The following is a 25,429-nucleotide window of genomic DNA, read 5'->3' as shown; positions in this document are numbered from 1 at the left end:
AATAAATTATTTCCATAATAAAGATTGTATTGTTATCTTAAAAAGATTCTTTGATAAAAATGAAATTAAAATCAGACATTGAAAAAGCTGTGAAATTAAAGTTGCAACTGGAGCACCAATGAGTCCCAATTTTCTTATTAGAAAATAATTTAATGTGATAGCTAAAAAGGCACACGTGAGCGTTTGGACAAGAAACATCTTGCTTCTTCTTTCATTTATAATCCATATATACTGAGCATTTGCAACACAGACAGGAATTAATGTAATCACATGAATGATAAAAATATATTTGCTTTGTTCAAACTTAATACCATATATATATGGTATTAAAAAATACCCTATACCTCCAAAGACAATCACTATAAAAATAGAGCCCCACCACATGAAAAACATCAGTCTATGAAAAAACAAATGATACTCAGATATATTTTTTTCTTTTAACTTTGCTAAGATAGGCAAAAAACTGGTGACTATGATCGCAGGGAAGAAATATGTTAATTCTGCTAAATTTGCGCCAACAGAATAAATTCCAACGTAATTATCACCCAACATATGTTGAATGAATAATATATTAGACTTCATAAATATCACTACAGAAAATGCAGATAACATTAGAGGCCATGACTCTTTTAAAGCACTCTTCAAATAAACACTATTAATACTTAGCGATACTTTTATTTCACTATAATTTTTATTCATTAGAAAATAAAGTATACTTGAATATAGTAAAACCTCTATAACAATTATGATTGAAAAATTAATTAGTTCGACATGTAAGTAAATCATAAATATTTTAACTAGTGCGCAGAAAATATAGGATATTAATTTAGCGCAAATAGTCAAACGACTTTTACTCTGGCTTTGAAACCATAAATCAAATACGCTCCCGACCGAAAAAAGTATATTTAGAGATATAATAGATAGTATAAGCCTCTTATCTGGCATGATATTATAAGCTAGAGAAATTGCAATAATTAAACATACCATAGACATTAAAAATCTAGCTGTAAAAATCGTACTAATTATAGCAGAGCATTTTTCTACGCCATTGGATAGATCTCGAACAACAATTGAGTCCAACCCAAGAATACTGATAGTTTGGAAAAATGTAACGTATGTTACTGCATATACGATCTGACCATAATTAGCGGGGCCGAGATACTTTGCCAAAAGAATACCGACCCAAAGACCAATCGTTAGACTCGCTATTTTATCGAAAATAAGCCATCCCGAATTTCTCAAAGCTTTATTTAATGACTTATTAAGCAATATTTTTTCATATGTATTTTTTATCATTTAATTAATTTAATCATCTCTAATCAGACTAGTTATTTATCTATTTTCCAATTTAAAAAACCATCTCTTATATACTTACTTAATCTTAGCAACGGCTTCAATAAATAAATAAAATGGATAACAATATTACTCATCCCTAATTTATTATAGTACCCTCTTATCCTTTCCTTTTCTTCTTTAGTTCCTATCGTTGATACAACAGCAATTGTCTTTAAGAATGGTCTCTCATGGCATAATATGCTATTGAATTTCGATTTAATTTGTGACTGATTACTATAAAATTCATCTGAAAAACTTAAAAAACCTCTAAAATCTAGCTCAATTCTATTTATTACACCGTCTTTTGAAAAATGGTCATTATCTCCACGGCACATAACTAAAGGCTTATTTATATAATTAACAACTGCGCCTTCATTCAATATAGACAATAGTATATATACGTGTGGATATGCACTCCCAATATAATTATCATCAAATTCTATGGCTTCCCATCTAGCCCTCTTTACAATGTTAGAGCTTAAAAAACTAAATATTGCCCCTATTGAAATACTATTGGAAAAGTAGTCTAATAATTCATTTTTATTATTTGAATTATATATTCTACTACCAGTAGACATCCATCTCCTACCAGCACGATTTACCTTAGCAAAGTTAAAATCATATTCAGTGCGCTCGACTAAATATATATCATTATCTAGTTCTAAGAAATCTTCTAAATAATCGATAGCTCCAGGAAACAATTTATCATCACTTCCAAATAACCAACAATATTTACCGGATGCTAACTTAGGAGCTAACAGAAAGTTTATGTCCGCCCCAAGGTTAGTTTTATTTACATTGTAAACTATCGAGATATGAGTTTTCTTAATCCAATTGTTAATCATTTCAATTGTATTATCATCAGATGCATTATCAGAAATACAAATCTCTATATCATTTCTATCCTTACATTGAGAAACAATACTTTCTATTAATTCAGATAATAGACTTGACCTATTATAGGTCGGAATGCAAAATGATATTTTTATATTATTCAAACCATGTCACCACTACATATAAATTGGTAATTCCAGTAATAATCCTTACTCATTATAAATAATAATTATCTGTTTTTTTTATTAATACCTTCATCTAAAGGGATAGTTGGAGACCAATTAGGCAATACTGTTAAATTAGTGCAAAGCCGCATAATCTCTCTTTCTCGTGGCGGCCTAGCCCCCCAATTAATATTTAGAGTCACATCATTAACCTTTTCATAAAGTTTTACTAATTTCTTTAAGCTCATTCTTGAACCTGTATCCACTGAATACACGTTAGCATATCCTGGTTGTCCATCTTGAAGTTTTAGTATTGCAGTTTTATACGCCGAACAAATATCATTTATATGTACTAGCTCGATCTCTTGATTTCCTTCAGACATATCTAATGATTCTTTAGTCTCAGCCAATCTATCAAGTAATGGTATAAGTTTTTTTCTTGTATCATTAGGCCCGTAAGTATCAAAAAGCCTGAGTGTAATACTACTAAAACCTTTCGCAAAAATGTAATACTTTAATATATCTTCAAATGCTTGCTTCGTCGCAGCATATAAATTAACTGGCTCATAATCGGCAGAGTTGTAATTTTGCCATGTTGTTCCTGTATTAATGAATTTTTTAACCCCTGCAACCTCCATGGCTTCAAGTAGTTTCGTAGGGAATTCAATATTACTTCTGAGTAAATTTTCTATTGTTGAGTAATCATGGGTGACAGAAGTAAGCGATGCTATATGGATCACTATATCGGGATTAATATTTTCGACCAAAGAGCATAAGTTTTTTTCATCCAATATCTCTAATTTAACACCGGACAAAAGTTTTATTTTATTTTCATCAACAACTTCACTTCTTATTAACCCAAAAACCTCAAATCCATTGCTATTCAAATAGCAAGCCAAATTCGAACCAATATATCCACTGGCACCTGTAATTAATATTCTCATATCACTCTGTCAGCCAAATTTTGATATTAAAGTTAAAAAAAACAATCTAAATTTCTATCTTTATCAGAAATAATAGGATTTTCTACTGGCCACTTAAATCCAAAAGAATTCCAATGAATACCCGAATCGCGGCTAGGAGAATGAACAGTACTTGTTTTACATACAATGAGAGTATTATCTTTCATAGAAAGAAAACCATGAGCTATTCCTTTTGCTAAAAATATACTCCGTCTGTTATGCGGATTTAGTATGAAACTCATAAACTGGCCATATGTATTTGAATCTTTTCGAATATCTAAAAATACATCTAGCACTTCACCTTCAGGACAAAACACCAACTTATTATGATCATCGGGATACTGCTGAAAATGCATACCACGGATAACATTATTCTTGGATCTTGAATAATATTCCTCGGCAGAAGGAATTTCTAAACCAAAATTCTTGAAGATTTCTTGATGGTGAGTTTTAACAAACTCGCCTCGTTCATCAGAAAATATTGGTGACTCAATCAGATAACAACCACTTATATTAAGTTCAGTTATATTTATAATCATGAATATTTTAAATCCCCTCTTGCGGTAGCAAAATTAATTTAATGCCATTTGAAACAATAATTTAATAATATAGTCTTTCTTAACGCTCACTATTACTTAACAAGACTAGTTATATAGACCATATCATTTACTAGCCATATATTTATTAATTTCAACAATACTATATTCATGCATATTAACACCGCGTAACCACGCTTTATGCCATGCAACAATATATTCTAAAGTGCAATCTAGATTCCATCGAGACTGCCAGCCCAATAAAACCTTTGCTTTAGAACAATCCAGTTTTAGATAATTTGCCTCATGTGGATGTTCATGATCGTCTAACTGCCAACAAGCATCTCCTCCCCAGTATTTTACCATTTTATCAACAATACTTTGTACTTGGCTAGAATCTGTGTCATCAGGGCCAAAATTCCAGCCTTCAGCATATTTAATTCCATCAATATATAATCGTTGAGCTAACAATAAATAACCTGACAAGGGTTCTAAAACATGCTGCCAAGGACGTATAGCATATGGATTCCGTATAATAACAGGCTCAGAGTTCTCAAATGCGCGTAGCATATCTGGAACCACACGGTCTAAAGCCCAATCACCACCGCCAATAACATTACCTGCACGTGCTGTCGCTAATGCTGTACCATGTTGTTCATATTTAACCGGATTAAAAAATGAATTTCGATATGATGAAGTAACTAACTCGGCACAACCTTTACTATTTGAATAAGGATCATATCCCCCCATTGCTTCGTCTTCACGATATCCCCAGACCCACTCTTTATTTTCGTAACATTTATCACTAGTTACATTAACAATAGCCTTAGCTCCTCCTACATGTCGAAGAGCTTCCAACAAATAGACAGTACCCATAACATTTGTCGAATAAGTTTCAACCGGTTCTAAGTATGACAACCGGACTAAAGACTGTGCAGCCATATGAAAAACGATTTCAGGTTTAAAATCGTTGATTGACTTGAGTAGCTGAGCATAATTACGAATATCACCTACTTCCGAAATCATACCATCCGCAACGTTGGCTGCTTCAAATAAACTTGGCTTTGTTGGTGCGTCCAAAGCATAACCTTTCACTTTGGCTCCCATATTTTGCAGCCATAAGCTCAGCCAACTACCTTTAAAGCCAGTATGGCCGGTGATAAAAACACGTTTGTCTTGCCAAAATTTTTCATTAATCATGATATTTATTCCCAAACTTTCCAAGGAGCTTGCCCTTCTTCCCACAATTGCTGTAGGTAAATTTTATCGCGTAAAGTATCCATTGGCTGCCAGAATCCCGTATGTTCATAGGCCATTAACTCACCATTATCAGCCAATATCATTAGTGGTTCTTGTTCCCAAATAGACTTATCACCATCAATCAGATCTATAACTTTAGGGGATAAAACAAAATATCCACCATTAATTAACGCACCATCACCCTTTGGTTTTTCTTTAAAACTGCGTACCTGCTTATTTTCAATATCCAATGCACCAAAACGACCCGGAGGATAGGTTGCAGTTAGTGTCGCTTTCTTACCATGGCTTTTGTGGAAATTTATCAATTCAGAAATATTAATATCACTGACACCATCGCCATACGTAAAACAAAAAGCATCATCATCTTTGACATAATCTTTAACTCGTTTCAAGCGCCCGCCAGTCATTGAATGCTCGCCAGTATCAACTAATGTCACATTCCATGGTTCCACACGCTTCTGATGTACTTTCATTTCATTATCACGCATAGAGAAAGTAATGTCAGACATATGCATGAAATAATTAGCGAAATATTCTTTTATTACATAACCTTTGTAACCACAGCAAATTATAAAGTCATTTATTCCATATGATGAGTAAAGCTTCATAATATGCCACAAAATAGGCATCCCACCGATTTCAACCATGGGTTTTGGCTTAATTACTGTTTCTTCGCTAAGGCGAGCCCCCAAACCACCAGCAAGAATAACTGCTTTCACTTTACACTCCATTAATAATTATTTTGATAGTAAAAAAATAAAAAGTAGATATCTTTTAGCTAAAAGATATTTTAATATCGCTAATATTTGATGAGAATACTGAGATTATAAATACGTCTAGCTAAACGTATACTACTTCAATGCGAGAAGTTATTTTTTTTATTGACGAATAACAATATATTAAACTTAATTACGCTAGAGAATTGACTTCGCCTTATAATATTTTATTTTGAAACAAAAAACTTAAAAATATAATTAAGGACTATAAATATTTCAGTTGTCTAATATGAAAAGATAATGGCCATTCTGGTTACATCATAAATACAATAAATCAATTACCTTCATTGTAAAAACATATCCGGGAAAATTTTTAATAAATAACATGAAATACGCACGCTACCGCCCTTGGCTCACAGCTACCAATACACTGAATTCTTAGCAAAAATCTTGTAACCCAAAGTCTTACCTAGAGCCATATCGCTGATTCAGTTGGCTAAACGGCTAAACGGCGCTTTCTGAAAAACATAAAAAATTATAATATAGTCTTAATTTTCCAACATATACCTCATCATTACAAGAAAAATGTGAAACATATCATTTTTGGATATTTCACAATCCACAACTAATTAGCATCACGAAAATATAGCAATATCAATTCGGTTTTTTCTGATTTATAGAATAAAAAACACTCAGAAATGTGTGTGAAATTTGAAAAAAAATCATTCATATGTAATTATTTCATCAAATATGAATATAGTTACCCTAAGCTTATTTAGCCACTAACACGACAAATGATCCCTAACCAACTGTTCTAAAAGGTCTATATGCCCCTTGTCATCGTTCAATGCAGGGATATATTCAAACTTCTCGCCGCCAGCATGTAAGAAAATCTCTCGATTTTGTTCTTTGATTTCTTCCAATGTTTCCAGGCAGTCAGCAGAAAAACCGGGGCATATAAGTTGAATATGTTTAACACCTTGAGAGGGCAGACTTTTTAAGGTTTCGTCGGTATATGGGGTCAACCACGGCTCACGACCAAAACGTGATTGATATGTCATCATGATTTGCTCTGCCGGTAAGGCTATTTCAGCACGTAAAGCGCGGCTGGTGTCTTCACAGCGTTGTGGGTAGTCATCCCCTAATTGCGCATAGCGTTTAGGAATACCGTGAAAAGACAGGACTAATCTGTCTGGTTTACCATGTTGCACAAAAGAGTTTTCAACACTTTGTTTTAGCGCTGAAATATAGGCGGGATGCTCAGCATAATCGCGGATAAAAGAAATCGACGGTAAACGGCGATAGCCTTGCAAAATGCGGGCAACAGCATCCCAGACGGCCGCACTGGTCGAGCAAGAATATTGCGGATAAAGCGGTAATACCACCAGCTTGGTCACACCTTGCGCAAGTAGTTTATCAATAGCATCTGGCAGATTCGGTGAGCCATAACTCATCCCCAACTCTACTGGGATTTCTGGCATACGTTCTGCCAAGGCTTTTTGCTGACGACGGCTATAGACCAATAAAGGAGAGCCTTCATCCATCCAGACAGATTGATACAGTTTTGCCACGCGCGGGGATCGAATCGGTAAAATTACCCCACGTAGCAAAGGCCACCACAACCACGGTGAAGTATCAACTACCCGGCGATCACTCAAGAACTCAGCCAGATAGCGTTTTACTGCTTGCGGTGTCGGGGCATCCGGTGTTCCCAGATTAACCATCAGTACGCCAAGCTTGCTTTGCTTCATGCAGGAGTCCTTATTGTGTATTACGCCGTTTATTCAGTTTCAGCTGTATCTGTAAAATAATAAAGGCGACCTTAGGCCGCCTTGACTATCTTACCATCCAGAATTAACCGAGAATAGTCGCCAGTTCCGCACTGACTTCTGCTACTTTACGGGTTCCGTCCAGTTTAAAATATTGTGTGTTACCTGCATCAGCTTCTTTACGATAGTAAGAAACCAATGGTGCCGTTTGCTGATGATACTCAACCAGACGTTTGCGCACTGTTGCTTCCTGATCATCTTTACGGATGGTCAGATCTTCGCCAGTGACATCATCTTTATCTTCAACTTTCGGTGGGTTGAATTTAATGTGATAAACCCGACCTGAAGCCGCATGTACCCGGCGCCCGACGATACGCTCAACAATCAGATCGTCCGGAACATCAAACTCCAGTACATAATCAACCTTGATACCCGCTTCTTTCATGGCATCAGCTTGAGGAATGGTACGCGGGAACCCATCTAGCAGGAAACCGTCACAGCAATCGTCCTGTGTAATGCGCTCTTTAACCAATGCGATAACCAGCTCATCAGTGACCAGCTTGCCGGCATCCATAATTTCTTTCGCTTTCAGACCTAACTCAGAACCTGCTTTTACAGCGGCGCGCAACATATCACCAGTAGAGATTTGCGGAATACCGTATTTCTCCATGATGAATTGAGCCTGAGTACCCTTACCAGCGCCCGGAGCGCCCAGCAGAATGATACGCATTGCGTAAATCCCCTTGCTATGTAGTTTTTCTATGTATTTTTACGTAAACAAATCAAAATTGCGGAAACAAGCAACCTTACCATTTTCAGGGGGGTTGGCTCAAGGCGCACGAGGCGAGTTAGTGGAATTGGATCGGCAAAAACAGGCAGGATAAAAATTTAATTCATTAAAATAAAAACGCCCCGGACACATTATCTGTTCGAGGCGTTCCAATACTAAATTAAGCGGTTAATAACTGATTCATTCGACGAATGAACTGGTTAGGATCCTCTAAGGTTCCCCGCTCAGCCAATAGCGCTTGATCCAGCAATAACTCAACCCATTCAGCGAACTGCGTATCATCAGCCACATCAGCAGCACGTTTGACCAGGCTATGTTCCGGGTTCAGTTCAAAGATGTACTTCACTTCCGGTGCCTGCTGACCAGCAGCGGCGAACAATTTCGCCATTTGCGTGCTCATTTCATCCGCATCGGTGGTGACAATGGCCGGAGTATCCGTCAAACGGTGGGTCAGACGGACATCTTTTACACGCTCACCCAGCAGCGTTTTCACACGCTCGACAAAAGGCTCCAGCGCTTTATCCGCTTCTTGCTGTTCAGGCCGCTCTTCATCGGCCAATTTGTTCAATGAGTCATCTGCTTTGCTGACTGATTGGAAAGCTTTACCATCGAACTCAGTCAGGTAGCTCATCATCCATTCGTCAATACGATCGGACAACAGCAAGACTTCAATGCCTTTTTTACGGAACAGTTCCAGGTGCGGGCTGTTCTTGGCCGCAGCATAGCTATCCGCAGTGATGTAATAAATCTTCTCCTGCCCTTCGGCCATGCGGCTGACATAGTCTTCTAGCGACACGGTCTGCGCGGAGCTATCAGTATGGGTCGAAGCAAAACGCAGTAACTTGGCAATGGTATCTTTGTTGCTACCGTCTTCCGCTGGCCCCTCTTTCAGCGCCATACCAAACTGTTGCCAGAACTGCTGATATTTCTCAGCGTCGTCTTTAGCCAGTTTTTCCAACATTTGCAGTACCCGTTTGGTCAACGCACTGCGCAGGTTCTGCGTTACACGGCTGTCTTGCAAGATCTCGCGCGAAACGTTCAGCGGCAGATCATTGGAATCAATCAGGCCGCGAACAAAACGCAGATAATTCGGCATGAACTGCTCAGCGTCATCCATGATAAACACGCGCTGTACATACAATTTCAGGCCGTGCTTATGGTCGCGATTCCACATATCCCAAGGTGCTTGCGCCGGGATGTACAGCAGACTGGTGTACTCTTGCTTACCCTCTACGCGGTTATGACTCCAAATCAGTGGGTCTGTGAAGTCATGAGCAATATGTTTGTAAAATGCTTTGTATTCGTCGTCAGTTATTTCAGCTTTACCGCGAGTCCACAGCGCCTGGGCTTTGTTGATTTTCTCCCAAGTGACAGTGCCATCTTCTTCATTTTTGCTTTCGATTTCGACTGGCAGTGCAATATGGTCTGAATATTTGCTGATAACAGAACGCAAGCGCCAGTTATCAAGGTATTCATCTTCACCTTCGCGCAAATGCAGGGTAATTTCTGTGCCGCGATCTTCTTTGGTAATATCGGCGATGGTGTAATCACCCTCACCTGCTGATTCCCAGAACACACCTGCATCTGCCGGTGCGCCAGCTGCGCGGGTGCGAACAGTGACTTTATCTGCCACGATGAAAGCAGAATAGAAACCTACACCAAACTGGCCAATTAATTGGCTATCTTTAGCCTGGTCTGAGCCGATAGATTCGAGGAATGCTTTAGTTCCTGATTTCGCGATAGTACCGAGATTATCAATGACTTCTTCACGGCTCATACCAATGCCGTTATCACTTAGGGTCAAAGTACGCTTTTCTTTATCAAAAGATAAACGCACACGCAGCTCGCCATCACCTTCAAACAATTCTGGGTGAGACAGTGCGCGGAAACGGAGTTTATCTGCCGCATCAGAGGCGTTAGAGATAAGCTCGCGCAAGAAAATTTCTTTATTGGAATAAAGCGAGTGAATCATCAAATGAAGAAGTTGTTTTACTTCTGACTGAAATCCACGGGTTTCTTGACCTTTCATACTCATTAATTACCTCAATCCAAATTACCGACAGGGTTACCCTATAGATTTCAAAAATACAGGCCGACGGCAAGCCTGTTAGCCCAATGAGCTGACTCCAGACAGTGACTCGGGTGAACGAGTGCAGCCAACACACCTGTAATTTGAAAGATGACGGGTATAGATAAAATCGAACAGTGAGTAACAAATGGGGTCAAGTGCGGCAGCTTTCAAGCCTTAATACAGAAAAAACAGAGAATCAGGGGCGATTGATTGAACATCATGGATGAGATTATTCATATGATAATCAATAACAAAACATCGCCCACCAGATTAAATAGGATGGGGACTTGCTGAAACTAGTACTTAATGGGATTACGACCCGCTAATGAGTGAGATAGGGTGGTACCATCAACCATTTCCAACTCACCGCCGACTGGTACACCATGTGCAATCCGGCTGGCTAACACACCATACTGGCCGCACATCTGACCAATATAGTTGGCGGTTGCATCCCCTTCGACTGTCGGGTTGGTCGCCAGTATGACTTCACTGATAGTTTCAGTTTCCAGCCGTTTTTCAAGCAAATCCAAACCAATATCACCGGGGCCTATGCCGTCCATGGGAGATAAATGCCCCATCAACACAAAGTAGCGCCCGCCAAACTGGCCCGTTTGCTCAATGGCATGAATATCTGCCGGGCTTTCGACCACGCAGATTTGACCATTTTTTTGCCGCCGCGGATTAGAGCAAATAGTGCAATGCTCTTGCTCGGTAAAGGTACGGCAGTCAGCGCAGTGACCAATTTCAGACATTGCGCGCGTCAATGACTGTGCCAGGCGCATTCCACCGCTACGATCCCGCTGTAGCAATTGAAATGCCATACGTTGCGCCGATTTCGGGCCAACGCCCGGCAAGCAGCGCAACGCCTCCATCAATGATTCAAGGAGTGGGCTGGTTTGCATCAGAACGGCATCTTAAAGCCTGGTGGTAACTGCATACCACTTGATACCGAAGCCATTTTTTCTTTTTGCGTTTCATCGATGCGACGAGCAGCATCGTTAAAAGCCGCTGCAATCAAATCTTCCAGCATCTCTTTATCTTCTTCGACCAACAGGCTTGGATCGATTTCAACCCGGCGGCAGTTATGCGCCCCATTGATAGTCACTTTTACCAAGCCCGCGCCAGATTCACCGGTAACTTCCAATTTGGCGACTTCTTCCTGCATCTGCTGCATTTTTTCCTGCATCTGCTGGGCTTGCTTCATTAAATTGCCAATACCGCCTTTACCAAACATAGTCATCTCTCATAGCAAGGGGCCGCGTCAGTGCACCATGCACTTATCGCAGCGGTTAAACCGGTCGGATACTTTCTTCATCCAGTTCGGCGTCGAAGAAACGACGCAGCGTCTGAATATTATTATCCGCAATAATTGACTGGCGTGCTTGTGCCAGTTTTTCTTCATAAATGGCCTGCCGCCACTCTAACGGGGTACGCTCCGCCAGATTATCATCTTCGATAACACTTAGTGTGACTGTATTGCCGTGTAATTTACTCAATGCGTCTGCCAACGTCTGTTGTGCCGAGGGCGAGTTTAAATGGCGCTGCGCAGAACGCAGATGAAGGCGAATATTACCCGGTTCTATTTCTTCTTTAAATGCATTCAGCGCAAGTTGTTGCACCAATTTGGGAATGTGTAATTTATCAATTTCTGCTGCCCAAGGATCGCGCACCATCGCTTCTTGAGCCAATTTAGCAGAAAGTTCCGGCGTTTTTTCATGCTCCAATGCAGATCGCAATGCTTTTGGTGTCGCTACCGGCTCTGCTGGCACCTCTGGCTGATTCTGCGCCGTCCAGCGATAAGCTTCTTTCTTCGCCGGTTTCTTCTCTTCCGTGGATTTGGCGGCCAGGCGCTGCTGGCTGCGCTCAGTCACCGAAGCTAAACGCTCCAGCGCTGAGTTTACCGGCCGCGCTTTTCCTGGCGCTGCCGGCTCATTCTTTTTTGGTGGGGTCGTCCCCGACTTGCGCAATAACTGCGTGCGTGCTTGCAACAATTGCGCGGTAGCGTCCGGAAGCTCGGTGTTAACCGGCGCAGTGGCACCTAGTGGCGGGGCCTCATGCTGTGGCGCAGGTTGGGTAGATGACGGGGCCTGAAAATGTTGCTGCGGCGCTGGCGTATTATCCGTTATCGCCGCAGGAGCACTGACTGGTACCTTCTGAGGCTCGGCAATTATCGCTTTAGGGTGAAACGCCAAGGCGCGCAATAAAGTCATTTCGACCCCCATGCGGCGGTCAGGGGCATATGCCAACTCTTTTCGCCCCACCAGCAATGTCTGGTAGTACAGCTGGATATCTGTCGGCGGCAGTGTTCGCGCCAACTCGCGTAATCGCGGCTCAATAGTCGCGTAGTGATTATCCAGCATGGAAGGCAATAACTGCACCATCGCAATGCGGTGCAGCAAACTTAAGGTTTCGACTAATAGATTTTCCCAGTCAACACCGCGTGATGCCGCTTGCTCAAGCTGGGCCATCACTCGCGCGCCATCGGCACTCACTAACGCTTCAATAATCGCCAGCGGTTGCTCGTCATCTAATATTCCCAACATTTGGCTGACGGTGGCGGTAGTGACATGCCCATCCCCCATCGCGATGGCCTGATCAGCCAAACTGAGCGCATCGCGCATACTGCCATCAGCGGCGCGCGCCAGTAATTGCAATGCTCTGGCATCACTACTGATTTGCTCGGCTAACAGTATTTTTTCGAGCTGGGCACGAATCACCTCAACATCAATGACCTTTAGGTGAAACTGCAAGCAGCGAGAAAGTATGGTGACGGGTAACTTCTGCGGATCGGTTGTCGCCAGCAAGAATTTCACATGGGCTGGCGGTTCTTCAAGAGTTTTCAATAATGCGTTGAAACTGTGCCGTGACAACATGTGCACTTCATCGATCAAATAGACTTTGAAGCGGCCACGAGCCGGCGCATATTGGACATTATCCAGCAGTTCGCGGGTATCTTCGACTTTAGTGCGCGAGGCCGCATCGATTTCGATCAGATCAACAAAACGGCCTTGCTCAATTTCCAGGCAATTTGCACAGGTACCACAAGGAGTGGCAGTAATGCCCGTTTCGCAGTTGAGGCCTTTGGCTAACAACCGGGCAATAGAGGTCTTACCTACCCCACGGGTGCCAGAAAATAAATAGGCATGATGAATACGCCCTAATGAAAGGCCATTAGCCAACGCCGTCAGGACATGTTCCTGACCAACGACGTCTGCAAACGTTTTGGGGCGCCACTTACGGGCAAGGACCTGATAGCTCATTAATACCGGAGAAGTTGAATAATATAGAGGGTCATGCTAACACAGCCTCACTACTGACAGCGAGGCTGATATTTTCAGTACAATCAATGGCCGGAGAAATCAACCAGACTGTAGCAAGTAATACCTTGATCATTCAGGCGAGCTTCGCCACCCAAATCGGGTAAATTAATCACAAATGCGGCGTCGGTGACTTCGCCACCTAGTTTGCGAATAAGTTTAACTGTCGCTTCAATTGTCCCACCAGTCGCCAGTAAGTCATCAATAACCAAGACCTTATCGCCCGGTTTGATGCTGTCGGTGTGGATCTCAAGTTTGTCAGTACCGTATTCTAACTCATAGCTTTCGCTGATGGTGGCTCGCGGTAACTTGCCCGGCTTACGGACTGGAACAAAGCCAACGCCAAGAGACAAAGCCACTGGCGCACCAAACAGAAAACCACGCGCTTCAGTGCCCACGACTTTAGTCACGCCCTTATCCAGATAGCGCTCAGTCAACAGCTCAATGCTGGCGGCATAAGCTAATGGATCTTCCAGCAAACTGGTCACATCACGGAACAGTATTCCCGCTTTTGGATAATCGGGGATAGTTTTGATACTGTCTTTAATATATTTAAGCTGTTGTGCTGTATTAGGTGCAGTAGCGGTCATAATTTGTGCCTGATAAAACTGTTGTACATACTAAAGCGCGGCCAGTCGATGCTAAAATGTCATCAGCTGAGTAACTTGCTCTACCAGTTAACTCTGGTCTTGATAGATTAAATTACTGCATCCTTAACCCTAAGGACACAACGAGGGATTATCCCGCGCACGAAAACGCTCAAATTTATGCAAACTGGCATTAAAATGCAACTGATGTGAGCGACTCAGGGCCTTTTTTGTTGCGATAGGTCAATAACTGGCATCCGTAGCATAAAGGTCAACAATAGCGTCAATATCACCAGCAAGATGCCTCTGACCCACCAAATTTTCACCAACCAGAGCGAAATAGCGAACGTGAGCACCGTCACCAATATTGCTTTCCATTTAGCGCCTGGAGGCAAAGCCCGATGTTGCTGCCATGTGCGTAGGTAACTACCAAACCATGAACGATAAAGCAGCCAATGATGAAAACGGGGAGAGGATCGTGCAAAAAACCACGCTGCCAGTAGCAAAAACGGCGTCGTGGGTAACAGAGGCAACACAACACCTAAGGTTGCCAAAACCACTGCCAGCCAACCCAAAGCTATCAACAACCAACGAGACATACACTCCCTTTATAATATTTCTTAATGTGGCCCTATCATTAACGCATGCACTGGTCATCATCAATAGATATTATTGGCATTATTACCACTAACATAGCGTTTTAACCGCCCCTCGCTTGTAAGTATCGACATTCAAAGGCAAGCTGGCGGAAAAATCCCCCAGGAGAAGCGCCATGAGTACAGAAAAGCTATTACAGGTGCTTGAAAGCCAAATTGAGGCATTATCGGCACAGGTTGGCCCACAGGCTAACATGCCTTCTCAGCAGGCCCGTTTTGACCTGAAATTATTTGGTAATCATGGTAACCGTTTTCGCGATTATCTACTGGAAGTACACAAAAACATGGCCCAATTAAAACAGGTCGTTGCAGAAAATCGCACACAGCAGGTCGCCTTTTTAGCTGAAAAGCTGGTCGCACAAATATCCGCCTTACAAAGAGAGTTAGCCACTCAAAAACTGAGAAAAACTAACCCTGAACCCAAGTATAATAAGTTAGACCCTTACCACAAGCTGGCTGAGCATCAAGATTATGAGCGGCGAATACTGGCCATGATTCAGGACAGAGAGAGCCAACTGGGTAAGCAAAATTTATTGACCGAGCAACAGAAGATACAGAAAGAACTCGCCGCACTGGAGGGCCGTTTAATGCGCTGCCGGCAGGCACTGATAAAAATAGAACGCAGTATTGAGAAGAAAGAGAACGGTTTTTGAATATTTGTCACATTTTTTGAATCATTAAGGTTTCGATAGCGAATACTTTTCTATAATGTTTATACCTACCTTGTTTCAAGTTGCAGGGGTTAGCTGGTTCAATCCCCCATGTGCCGTGTTTATGTGAACTTATCGGGTTTTCTCACTAGCCACCTGAGTACCGCTTGAAATCTATTGGGTAGATGAATTGAAATCAAGTTAGGTGGGAACTGGCAGTAACTTATCCCCATCCGACTTTCCTCACTCACTGAAAATCAAATATTGGCCAGATTATGTCAGTTGAAAAAGCTTCACCAGAACTGCAACTGGCAGTAGATCTTATCTACTTGCTGGAATGCAATGAGATAGCGCCGGAAACAGCACTGGCAGCGTTAGCTATCGTGCAACTTGATTATCAGCGTAAGCTACGCAATCAAACATCTGATTGACCCGGTTATTTCTGATGTTTAGCCAAGGCGATACCATCAAATATCGCCTTGTTGTGGTTCGTTGCATGCAAAACGTCTGAATTCACCGTTCCCCTACCTAACAGTCTTAAGCGAGTGGCTTGTTGATATCCGGTAAATCAGGTTTGGTATCCCCAATTGCCGACTTCTCCGACGGTACAGAGGGCAATTCTTTCGTATCAAAAGGCCGGCTTACCTCTTGAATTTCAGTGCCATCAGGTTTGTGTAAATACACATCCAACTGATTAAACGCAATGTTGATGTCATTCTCGCGACATAACTTATCAATCGCGCTATTCAATTCATCCACTGTATAGCTACGGTCACGTAATTCGCGCACATACACACGCAATTCATGATCAAGAGTACTGGCACCAAAGTTGAGGAAGAATACATGAGGCTCAGGGTCAGTCATAACCCGCGGATTCTCATGAGCGGCTTTTAGCAATATCTCTTTAACTTTCGCTAAATCAGAGCCATACGCAACACCAACTTTAATAATAATCCGGGTAATCGTATCTGATAGCGACCAGTTGATCAGGCGCTCGGTAACAAAGGCCTTATTCGGAATAATCACCTCTTTGCGGTCAAAATCAGTGATCGTGGTGGCACGAATACGGATTTTGTTAACATTGCCGGAGAAAGTGCCAATGGTTACGGTATCGCCGATACGAACGGGGCGTTCGAACAAAATAATCAAACCGGAGACAAAGTTGGCAAAAATCTCCTGCAAACCAAAGCCCAAACCAACTGACAGCGCCGCAACCAGCCATTGCAGTTTATCCCACGATACCCCGAGAGAGCTGAGTGCAGTTATCCCCCCAATAGCGGTAATGAGATAAGTTAAAATAGTGGTGATGGCATAAGAGGTGCCCTGACGTAGCTGTAACCGCGACAACACCACCACCTCAAGCAATCCGGGCAGGTTGCGCGTCAGGATATAAGCAACCACTAGCGCCATTAATGCCACGAGCATATTTCCCAATGTAACCGCCTGAGAAACACTCGCGCCCGCCACGGTTGTGGTGTAATGCCACAAAGAGATACTGTCGAGATAGGAGATAACCGTTATCAAATCAGCCCAGATGGCATAGAAACAAGTGGCGAAAATCAGGAACAGAACCATAGTGGTCAAACGCAATGACTGCTGGTTAATTTGTTCCAGAGCCAGCGGTGGTTCTTCGACCGGCTCACCACCCTCAGCCCCCTCTTTCACCAGATTTTGTCGCCGGACGATGGCTCGACGATAGGCTAAACGCCGTGCCGCAACCCCTAATCCACGAATCGCCGTCAGGTAAATGATATTCCACAGGAATAATAAATAGAGGCTATCAATCCAGCGGCCTGCCAGTTGCAGAGTTGTGTAGAAATACCCAGCAACCATTAATCCAATCAATATGATCGGCGTTCCCGCAATGGCGGTGACTATCACGAGTCGAACCGCATGAGAATCTTTCTCACGCCAGCTATCACGGCAGAATGGATAGACAAACAGCGCCAACAATGCCAAAGCAATAACAATAACCACCTGCCCGATAACATCATCTACCAACCGAAGTGGGCTTTTCTCCCCCAAGGCTGACCAGAAGATAACCGGCAGCAATGCAGCCCCCAACCGCACCATTTGACGTCGATAATGGGCGCATCGGTCAGCGGCTATCATAAAGTGCCGCTCGGTAATGCCGCCTGGCGATAACATGCGATATGTCAGGTCAAACACCAGCCAGAACAGAGCCAGACGTTGGAAGAAACTCCAGAAGAAATCACTAAGATTAAAATCTGAACGCAAACACCAATAACCTACACCCAATATGATCAGAGACCCTGGCAACACTTTCAGCAAGGTGAGCATGATGGCTTTCGGTGTGTGCATTTGACTGTCGTGTTTTAATTGCCCGACATCAGCGGCCAGACTATCCAGATGTTTATTAATGATTTTGTAGCGTGAGCGGATCACCCCGACCACAATCAGCATTGGTATCAGGAATACCAGTGATTTCATTAATCCTGCTAATACATCATTCCATGACAGGGTAAAATTAAAATTACTCAGCTCAGCTTTCACTGCTCCCGGTAATGCTTTTAGCCAAGACCAATCCATCGGTTTATTGCTACTAACCCAGAAAATTTGCTGTGTCAGTGTATGTTGCAGTGACTCATTAACACTCAATAACTGCTGCTGATTAATTTGCAGGTTAATTGCCAGAGTCAGTTGATTGCCCAGCTGTTTATTCAATTGATCTAACAATTCGCGACGAATATCAACTATTTGCCCCAGTGCGTCTTCAACATCAGGGCTGACTTTTTCTTTACTGTCAGTCATCAGGGTTTGAATGTAGTCATCACCCTGGAATAGCTGGTCACGCTGCTGATTAATTTCAAATTGTTCCAGGCGCAAATCAGCGATGCGTGGCCCCATATTGGTAATCAGCCCAGACGCAGGTAAGTTGAGTTGCTGCTGATACAGAATACGGGAAAGCAGCAAGCTGCCACGTAAAACGGTAATTTGCTCCTTTAAATTACGTTCAGATTGCAATGCACGATCCAGCCAGTTTTTGACCCGGATATTCTGTTGTACCAGCGTGTTACCTTCTTTAGTGGCGTTAATCAACCGCTGGCTCAACTCTTTATTTATCGCCAACTCACGGCTAACCAAGGGGTCATTTTGGATATCAGTCGCATCATTGGGCGCTTGCGCTTCTTTGGCTGTTTTCTCCGAAAGAATTAACCGCTTGCCGCTCACCACCTCTTGCAGTAGCTGGACATAACGCTCCAACTGATTAATATGCGCAGTGGTGTAATCCCGCTGTTTTTGCAGTAAATCTTGTAAGGTGGTATTGGCTTCCAGATTTTTACGTTGTAAATCCAGCTGCGCATTTAGCATGACTTGTTCAGTCAATAGCGCTTGCTGTTGGGTGGGCCGTAAAATTTCTTGATTCGGAGCCAATCCATTGAGTTGGTTGCGGATCTGCATTAATCGCATCGACGCGTTATACATAGCACTCTGCACGCGTTCTGGCTGAGTTTGCAGGGAGATTAGCTGGCTGTTATAAGCCGAAAGATCTTCTTGGGCAGATTGTAAGTCATCCAGAGTTTCATTTAGGCGAGATTCTAATTGGCGCAAAGAATAATTAGACAGAGATTCTCGGGTCAGAGTATCGGCTGAACTGTTCTTCAGCGCATCCAGCTCTTCCGTCGCCTGGCGCAACTTCGCCGGAGCTTGTGCTAATTGTTGTTTAAGTTGAGCGGCTTCCTGCTTGGTACGCTCAATGGTATCAAGGTATTCCAGCGTTTTGGTCAGATCTTGCTGCGATAACTTTTCAGCGGGTGACAATATTTTTTGTTTTGATAATGCATCCAACTGACTCAGCACTTCACTGCGCGTTGGCACATCTATATTCATTCCAGCCGCGAAAATCGCCGGTGAAATTAGCAATGATATTATAAGCAGGATAATCATTGTTTGCAGGCGCAATAAAAAGGCGCTTGATAACAACGAAAATGACAAAGTATCTGGATTAGGAAATCTGCTGCTCATATTTGAACTTCATTTCAACAGAGAGAGTGAAATCCTATCACGTTCAGTCTCGAGTCATAATAAGAAAAGTTTTTCCGGTCATGAATAGCTGTCATTAATGCGAGCAGTTACGCATTTACTCTTGAACAGTATGTAACAGATAGCAATAACGGTTGATTGAGAAAATCAAAATCAGAAGCGCTCTGGTCACTCAAAACGTCAGCACTTTCTCGGCAGCCAGCGTCCATTGGGCCAATTCAACCAAAGTGCCGATTTCCACTCCATCAACCAACGCTAATCCAGTTATCCCACGCGCATCGGTACAAGTTTTACAGAGTTTAACCGGAACATTCTGTGCCGTGAGAATTTCCAACATCTGCCGTAAATTGTAACCTTCTGCTGGCTGCTGCCCTTGAAGGCCGGCAATAACCGCATCAGACATTAAAAATAAACGTAAATCGAGATCGCCTTGCTGTTCTTTCAATGCGATGGATAAACGCAACGCATTAAATAACGACTCTTGTCCATACGCCGCACCATTGGCAATGACGACCAGTGAATTCGTTTTATCGCTCATATAAATTTTTCCAGTTAATCCGATACCTTGCTATTTATCTCTTTTTGCAATGAGAGACTGTGGGCTAACATATCCAGATAGGCATCAATTAATACCGGTGCCTCTTGTTTTATATCAAAACTTTCTGGCATAAAAAGCCAGTTTTCCATCAAACCTGTAATATAGGCTCTCATAATAATCGCAGCACGGCGGGTATCAAGATTGACGGGCAGCTGATTAGCATCAATACAGCCTTGCAAAACCGATTCAATTCGCTCATAACTAGCTAAATCAAGGACTTTACGTGCATCGTGGAAAGAGGTCATCTCTCCGACAAATTCGCATTTATGGAACACAATTTCCATCAAAGCGCGTCGCCGGCAATCCTCTCGCGTAGAAACAAGCACATAAATGAGTATTTCACGCAGAATACGGAGTGGATTATCAGGATATTTTGCCTGATACTCTAATTCGAGCAGATCAACTTTAGACTCTGATAACTCCCAGACTTCGTTAAATAGGTCTACCTTATTCTTGAAGTGCCAGTAAATTGCGCCTCGGGTGACACCTGCGGCGACAGCAATATCAGTAAGTGAAGTGCCTGAAACGCCGTGCGCAGAAAATTCCCGCACTGCGGCATCTAAAATTTGTTGCCGGGTCTCTTCGGCTTGCTGTTTGGTTTTTCGTGCCATAGCGTTGTTTTTTCGAGGGGGTGCGATTTACATACATTCACGAATGTATGTACCATAGCACGCACATATAATTTACGCAGCAATGGGTTTTAAAGCTTGTGATCCATTGAATTAAATTAAAAATCGGACACTTGAGGTTTATCTATGAGCAAAAACAGAGGGGTAATGCCTCTGGCTGCAATTCTGGTACTTTCAGGCAGCTTAGTACTTATAGGATGTAATGACAAAGATGCGGCGCAAGCCCATGCTCAACAGGCACCTGAAGTCGGCATTGTGACATTAAAAGCAGCACCACTGAATATCACAACCGAATTGCCTGGCCGCACGTCCGCATTTCGTGTTGCAGAAGTTCGTCCGCAAGTTAGCGGTATTATTCTTAAACGTAACTACGTTGAAGGCAGTGATGTCACCGCCGGAACATCCCTTTATCAAATTGACCCAGCCACTTATCAGGCTGCTTATGACAGCGCCAAAGGTGACTTAGCTAAGGCACAAGCTGCGGCTGAAATCGCTCGTCTGACAGTTAATCGCTATAAACCATTGCTGGGTACCAACTACATCAGTAAGCAAGAGTATGACCAGGCGGTATCTAATTCTATGCAAGCTAATGCAGCAGTAGTTGCGGCAAAAGCGGCAGTAGAAAGTGCCCGCATTAACCTGGCCTATACTCAGGTGACCTCGCCAATCAGTGGCCGTACCGGTAAATCTTCAGTGACTGAAGGTGCATTGGTGACCAGTGGTCAGGCAACTGCTTTGACAACAGTTCAGCAACTTGACCCGATGTATGTTGATGTAACTCAGTCAAGTGATGAGTTCCTGCGCCTGAAAAAAGAGCTGGCTGATGGCACTCTGAAACAGGAAAACGGTAAAGCCAAAGTTCGCTTGTTACTGGAAAACGGCTCTGAGTATGCCGAAACCGGTACCTTGGAGTTCTCTGGTGTGACCGTAGATGAAACCACAGGATCCATCACTATCCGCGCTATCATCCCTAACCCGAATGAAGCGTTATTACCAGGGATGTTTGTCCGCGCCCGTCTGGATGAAGGTGTCCGCCCTGATGCACTGTTAGTGCCTCAACAAGGTGTGACGCGCAACCCACGCGGTGAAGCAACGGCAATGGTTGTTGGTGCTGATGACAAAGTTGAGTTACGCACACTGGTCGCTAATCAGGCTATCGGCAATAAATGGTTGGTAACTGAAGGCTTGAAAGCAGGCGACCGTCTGATCGTTTCCGGCTTGCAGAAAATCAGACCGGGCGTGCAGGTGAAAGTGCAGGAAGTTACTGAGACAGAACAAAAAGCAGCCCCGGCTGACACAGCGAAGAAGTCTTAAAAGGAGCCGGTAATTCATGGCTAAGTTCTTTATTGATCGCCCTATTTTCGCCTGGGTTATCGCCATCATAATTATGTTGGCCGGTAGCCTGGCGATAATGAAGTTACCTGTAGCGCAATATCCGACCATTGCGCCACCGGCAATTTCAATCTCCGCCAACTACCCTGGCGCCGATGCGACCACGGTGCAGAATACAGTTACGCAGGTTATCGAACAGAACATGAACGGTATCGATAACTTGCTGTATATGTCTTCCAGCAGTGACTCCTCCGGTAACGTGCAGTTGACGTTGACCTTTAACTCAGGCACTGACCCCGATATTGCTCAGGTTCAGGTGCAGAACAAACTGCAATTAGCCATGCCTTTACTGCCGCAAGAAGTGCAGCAGCAAGGTGTGAGCGTTGAAAAGTCCAGTAGTAGTTTCCTGATGGTTGCCGGCTTTATTTCTGAAGACGGCACCATGAAACAGGAAGATATCGCCGACTATGTAGGTTCTAACGTTAAAGACCCGATCAGCCGTACCGCAGGTGTGGGGGATGTTCAGTTATTTGGTTCCCAATACGCGATGCGTATTTGGATGGATCCGCACAAACTAAATAACTACGGCTTGACGCCGGTTGATGTTATTAACGCCATTAAAGTGCAGAACAACCAGGTTGCCGCCGGCCAATTAGGTGGTACACCGCCAGTTCCAGGGCAAGAACTGAACTCCTCCATTATTGCTCAGACCCGTCTGACCAATGCGGAAGAATTCAGCCAAATCATGCTGAAGGTCAACACCGATGGTTCACAGGTTCGCTTGAAAGATGTGGCTATCGTTCAACTAGGTGCTGAAAACTACAACATTATTGCCCGTTATAATGGTAAGCCAGCAGCGGGTATAGGTATTAAGTTGGCAACAGGGGCTAACGCCCTGAACACCTCTGCGGCAGTAAAAGCCGAATTGGCAAAATTACAGCCGTTCTTCCCGGCAGGGTTGAAAGTGGTTTACCCGTATGACACCACGCCGTTCGTTAAAATCTCCATCAACGAAGTGGTTAAAACACTGGTAGAAGCCATTATCCTGGTGTTCCTGGTAATGTACCTGTTCTTGCAAAACTTCCGGGCGACGTTGATTCCAACGATTGCCGTTCCGGTAGTATTACTGGGGACTTTCGCCATTCTCTCGGCCTTTGGCTATTCGATAAACACCCTAACGATGTTCGGGATGGTGTTGGCGATAGGGCTATTGGTGGATGACGCCATCGTCGTGGTAGAAAACGTCGAACGTGTGATGCAAGAGGAAGGGCTACCACCGAAAGAAGCCACCAAGAAATCCATGGAGCAAATCCAGGGCGCATTGGTGGGGATCGCGATGGTGCTGTCAGCGGTATTTATCCCGATGGCCTTCTTCGGTGGTGCAACCGGGGCGATTTATCGTCAGTTCTCTATCACTATCGTTTCGGCCATGGTGCTCTCTGTTCTGGTGGCATTAATACTGACGCCAGCACTGTGCGCCACCATGTTAAAACCGATCGCCAAAGGCGAACATGGCCCGAAAACCGGCTTCTTCGGTTGGTTTAACCGCATGTTCGAGAAAAGTACCCACCACTATACCGACAGTGTTGGCAACATCCTGCGCAGTACCGGGCGTTATTTGGTTATCTATCTGGCCATCGTGATTGGTATGGGTGTGCTGTTCCTGCGCTTACCGACATCATTCTTGCCGGAAGAAGACCAAGGCGTGTTCCTGACTATGGTGCAAATGCCAGCAGGTGCGACCCAAGAACGTACGCAAAAAGTGCTGGATCAGGTTACTGATTATTATCTCGACAAAGAAAAAGATGTTGTTAACTCAGTATTTACCGTTAACGGCTTCGGTTTCAGTGGTCAGGGTCAAAATACCGGTTTGGCATTCGTGAGTTTGAAAAACTGGGATGAACGCCCTGGCGAGCAAAACAAAGTTCCAGCGATTGTTGCCCGTGCTTCTGCTGCTTTCTCGCAAATTAAAGACGGTTTGGTGTTTGCCTTTAACTTGCCAGCAATTGTGGAACTGGGTACAGCTACCGGCTTTGACTTCCAGTTAATTGACCAGGGTGACGTAGGACACCAAAAGTTAACCGAAGCACGTAACCAACTGCTCGGCATGGCGGCGCAACACCCGGATATGTTGGTAGGTATGCGTCCTAACGGTCTGGAAGATACGCCGCAGTTCAAAGTCGAAGTGGATCAGGAAAAAGCACAAGCTCTGGGTGTGGCTATTTCTGATATCAATACCACCCTGGGTTCAGCAATGGGCGGCAGCTATGTAAATGACTTTATCGACCGCGGTCGTGTGAAGAAAGTTTACGTGCAGGCTGATGCGCCATTCCGTATGTTGCCGAGTGATATTGATAAGTGGTATGTCCGTAACAATGCCGGTCAGATGGTGTCATTTGCCACCTTCTCCAGCGCCAAATGGGAATATGGCTCACCGCGACTCGAACGTTATAACGGCTTGCCATCCATGGAAATTCTGGGTCAGGCTGCACCGGGTAAAAGTACCGGTGAGGCGATGGATCTGATGCAAGAATTGGCGTCTAAGTTACCAAGCGGCATCGGCTATGACTGGACGGGTATGTCCTATCAGGAACGTCTGTCCGGTAACCAAGCTCCGGCGCTGTACGCCATTTCACTGATTGTGGTGTTCTTGTGTCTGGCAGCGTTATATGAAAGCTGGTCGATTCCATTCTCCGTTATGTTAGTGGTACCGCTGGGTGTGGTCGGTGCGTTATTGGCAGCCTCTCTGCGTGGCCTGAATAACGACGTTTACTTCCAGGTAGGCTTGTTGACCACTATCGGGCTATCGGCCAAGAACGCCATCTTGATTGTTGAGTTCGCTAAGGACTTGATGGATAAAGAAGGCAAAGGCTTGGTGGAATCAACATTGGAAGCGGTACGTATGCGTCTGCGCCCAATCTTGATGACCTCACTGGCCTTTATCCTTGGGGTTCTACCATTGGTAATCAGTAGCGGTGCAGGTTCTGGTGCACAAAATGCGGTTGGTACAGGTGTTATGGGCGGTATGATAACCGCTACCGTACTGGCTATCTTCTTTGTTCCGGTATTCTTCGTGGTGGTTCGCCGCCGCTTCAGCCGGAAAAATGAAGATGTAGAACATGCACATGCTGTTGACCATAAGGTGAAGTAAACCTGACTGGTAACCCATGATGTCATATTTAAAAGGCCGCCAATGCGGCCTTTTTCGTTATCTCCCA

At 43.6% G+C, this 25,429-nt stretch carries 21 protein-coding genes and 1 other annotated feature; of the genes, 4 read left to right on the top strand and 17 right to left on the bottom strand.

Going from position 1 to position 25,429, the window contains the following annotated elements:
• Positions 1-6: 6 nt before the first annotated feature.
• The 14 genes from FGL26_RS21280 to FGL26_RS21215 form a co-directional block, all read right to left on the bottom strand.
• Positions 7-1,296, bottom strand: coding sequence for a flippase (locus FGL26_RS21280; RefSeq protein ID WP_005167732.1), 1,290 nt, complete (start codon positions 1,294-1,296; stop codon positions 7-9).
• A gap of 32 nt (positions 1,297-1,328) precedes the next feature.
• Positions 1,329-2,333 carry a glycosyltransferase family 2 protein gene (locus tag FGL26_RS21275; RefSeq protein WP_011816872.1) on the bottom strand — a complete coding sequence of 335 codons (1,005 nt, stop codon included), beginning with the start codon at positions 2,331-2,333 and terminating at the stop codon, positions 1,329-1,331.
• 65 nt (positions 2,334-2,398) lie between these two features.
• Positions 2,399-3,277, bottom strand: a complete 879-nt coding sequence (locus FGL26_RS21270) for an NAD-dependent epimerase/dehydratase family protein (protein WP_005167728.1) — start codon at positions 3,275-3,277, stop codon at positions 2,399-2,401.
• Between the two features lie 32 nt (positions 3,278-3,309).
• Positions 3,310-3,834 carry a dTDP-4-dehydrorhamnose 3,5-epimerase family protein gene (locus tag FGL26_RS21265; protein WP_005167727.1) on the bottom strand — a complete coding sequence of 175 codons (525 nt, stop codon included), beginning with the start codon at positions 3,832-3,834 and terminating at the stop codon, positions 3,310-3,312.
• Positions 3,835-3,957: 123 nt separating this feature from the next.
• Positions 3,958-5,031 carry a CDP-glucose 4,6-dehydratase gene (rfbG, locus tag FGL26_RS21260; protein ID WP_005167723.1) on the bottom strand — a complete coding sequence of 358 codons (1,074 nt, stop codon included), beginning with the start codon at positions 5,029-5,031 and terminating at the stop codon, positions 3,958-3,960.
• A 5-nt stretch (positions 5,032-5,036) separates the two neighbouring features.
• Positions 5,037-5,810 (bottom strand): glucose-1-phosphate cytidylyltransferase, encoded by a 774-nt coding sequence (gene rfbF / locus FGL26_RS21255; RefSeq protein ID WP_170219571.1) that lies wholly within the window; start codon positions 5,808-5,810, stop codon positions 5,037-5,039.
• A gap of 779 nt (positions 5,811-6,589) precedes the next feature.
• A complete protein-coding gene (gene hemH, locus FGL26_RS21250) occupies positions 6,590-7,558 on the bottom strand; it encodes a ferrochelatase (protein WP_005167719.1) in 969 nt (322 codons plus the stop codon).
• A 103-nt stretch (positions 7,559-7,661) separates the two neighbouring features.
• Positions 7,662-8,306, bottom strand: coding sequence for an adenylate kinase (adk, locus tag FGL26_RS21245; protein WP_005167718.1), 645 nt, complete (start codon positions 8,304-8,306; stop codon positions 7,662-7,664).
• Between the two features lie 220 nt (positions 8,307-8,526).
• Positions 8,527-10,395, bottom strand: coding sequence for a molecular chaperone HtpG (gene htpG / locus FGL26_RS21240; protein ID WP_005167717.1), 1,869 nt, complete (start codon positions 10,393-10,395; stop codon positions 8,527-8,529).
• A gap of 338 nt (positions 10,396-10,733) precedes the next feature.
• On the bottom strand, positions 10,734-11,339 hold the full coding sequence (gene recR, locus FGL26_RS21235) for a recombination mediator RecR (RefSeq protein ID WP_005167715.1): 606 nt from the start codon (positions 11,337-11,339) through the stop codon (positions 10,734-10,736).
• Positions 11,339-11,671 carry a YbaB/EbfC family nucleoid-associated protein gene (locus FGL26_RS21230; RefSeq protein ID WP_005158176.1) on the bottom strand — a complete coding sequence of 111 codons (333 nt, stop codon included), beginning with the start codon at positions 11,669-11,671 and terminating at the stop codon, positions 11,339-11,341. Before FGL26_RS21230 ends, recR begins: the two co-directional genes overlap by 1 nt.
• Positions 11,672-11,726: 55 nt before the next feature.
• Positions 11,727-13,697 carry a DNA polymerase III subunit gamma/tau gene (dnaX, locus tag FGL26_RS21225; protein WP_005167713.1) on the bottom strand — a complete coding sequence of 657 codons (1,971 nt, stop codon included), beginning with the start codon at positions 13,695-13,697 and terminating at the stop codon, positions 11,727-11,729.
• Positions 12,333-12,397: a sequence feature (DnaX frameshifting element), on the bottom strand. (Overlaps the previous gene by 65 nt.)
• Positions 13,698-13,780: 83 nt before the next feature.
• Complete coding sequence (gene apt / locus FGL26_RS21220) at positions 13,781-14,344, bottom strand: adenine phosphoribosyltransferase (RefSeq protein ID WP_005167709.1); 564 nt, start codon at positions 14,342-14,344, stop codon at positions 13,781-13,783.
• A gap of 215 nt (positions 14,345-14,559) precedes the next feature.
• A complete protein-coding gene (locus tag FGL26_RS21215) occupies positions 14,560-14,940 on the bottom strand; it encodes a DUF454 family protein (protein ID WP_005167708.1) in 381 nt (126 codons plus the stop codon).
• A gap of 173 nt (positions 14,941-15,113) precedes the next feature.
• On the opposite strand from FGL26_RS21215, the gene priC reads away from it, so the two are divergent.
• The gene (gene priC, locus FGL26_RS21210; protein ID WP_005167706.1) at positions 15,114-15,650 is read left to right on the top strand and encodes a primosomal replication protein PriC; all 537 of its coding nucleotides are present in this window, start codon (positions 15,114-15,116) and stop codon (positions 15,648-15,650) included.
• 272 nt (positions 15,651-15,922) lie between these two features.
• Positions 15,923-16,078 (top strand): pleiotropic regulatory protein RsmS, encoded by a 156-nt coding sequence (rsmS, locus tag FGL26_RS21205; RefSeq protein WP_005158164.1) that lies wholly within the window; start codon positions 15,923-15,925, stop codon positions 16,076-16,078.
• A 106-nt stretch (positions 16,079-16,184) separates the two neighbouring features.
• Here rsmS and mscK read toward each other — a convergent pair whose 3' ends face one another.
• The 3 genes from mscK to acrR all read right to left on the bottom strand — a co-directional run bounded on the left by mscK (position 16,185) and on the right by acrR (position 20,861).
• Positions 16,185-19,634 (bottom strand): mechanosensitive channel MscK, encoded by a 3,450-nt coding sequence (mscK, locus tag FGL26_RS21200; RefSeq protein WP_005167704.1) that lies wholly within the window; start codon positions 19,632-19,634, stop codon positions 16,185-16,187.
• A gap of 190 nt (positions 19,635-19,824) precedes the next feature.
• The gene (locus FGL26_RS21195) at positions 19,825-20,190 is read right to left on the bottom strand and encodes a DsrE/DsrF/TusD sulfur relay family protein (RefSeq protein WP_005167701.1); all 366 of its coding nucleotides are present in this window, start codon (positions 20,188-20,190) and stop codon (positions 19,825-19,827) included.
• Positions 20,191-20,204: 14 nt separating this feature from the next.
• Positions 20,205-20,861, bottom strand: a complete 657-nt coding sequence (gene acrR / locus FGL26_RS21190; RefSeq protein WP_005167699.1) for a multidrug efflux transporter transcriptional repressor AcrR — start codon at positions 20,859-20,861, stop codon at positions 20,205-20,207.
• Positions 20,862-21,005: 144 nt separating this feature from the next.
• Here acrR and acrA point away from each other — a divergent pair, with 144 nt between their 5' ends.
• Together acrA and acrB are read left to right on the top strand one after the other, a co-directional pair.
• Positions 21,006-22,193 (top strand): efflux RND transporter adaptor subunit AcrA, encoded by a 1,188-nt coding sequence (acrA, locus tag FGL26_RS21185; protein WP_005167697.1) that lies wholly within the window; start codon positions 21,006-21,008, stop codon positions 22,191-22,193.
• Between the two features lie 16 nt (positions 22,194-22,209).
• Entirely contained in the window at positions 22,210-25,362 is a 3,153-nt protein-coding gene (gene acrB, locus FGL26_RS21180; protein WP_005167694.1) for an efflux RND transporter permease AcrB, read from the top strand.
• The last annotated feature ends 67 nt before the right edge of the window (positions 25,363-25,429 follow it).

Origin of the sequence: Yersinia enterocolitica subsp. enterocolitica, assembly GCF_901472495.1 — a bacterium.
Classification (GTDB): domain Bacteria; phylum Pseudomonadota; class Gammaproteobacteria; order Enterobacterales; family Enterobacteriaceae; genus Yersinia; species Yersinia enterocolitica.
Note: the sequence above shows the minus strand (reverse complement) of the source record. Positions and strands in the feature narration are given on the sequence as shown.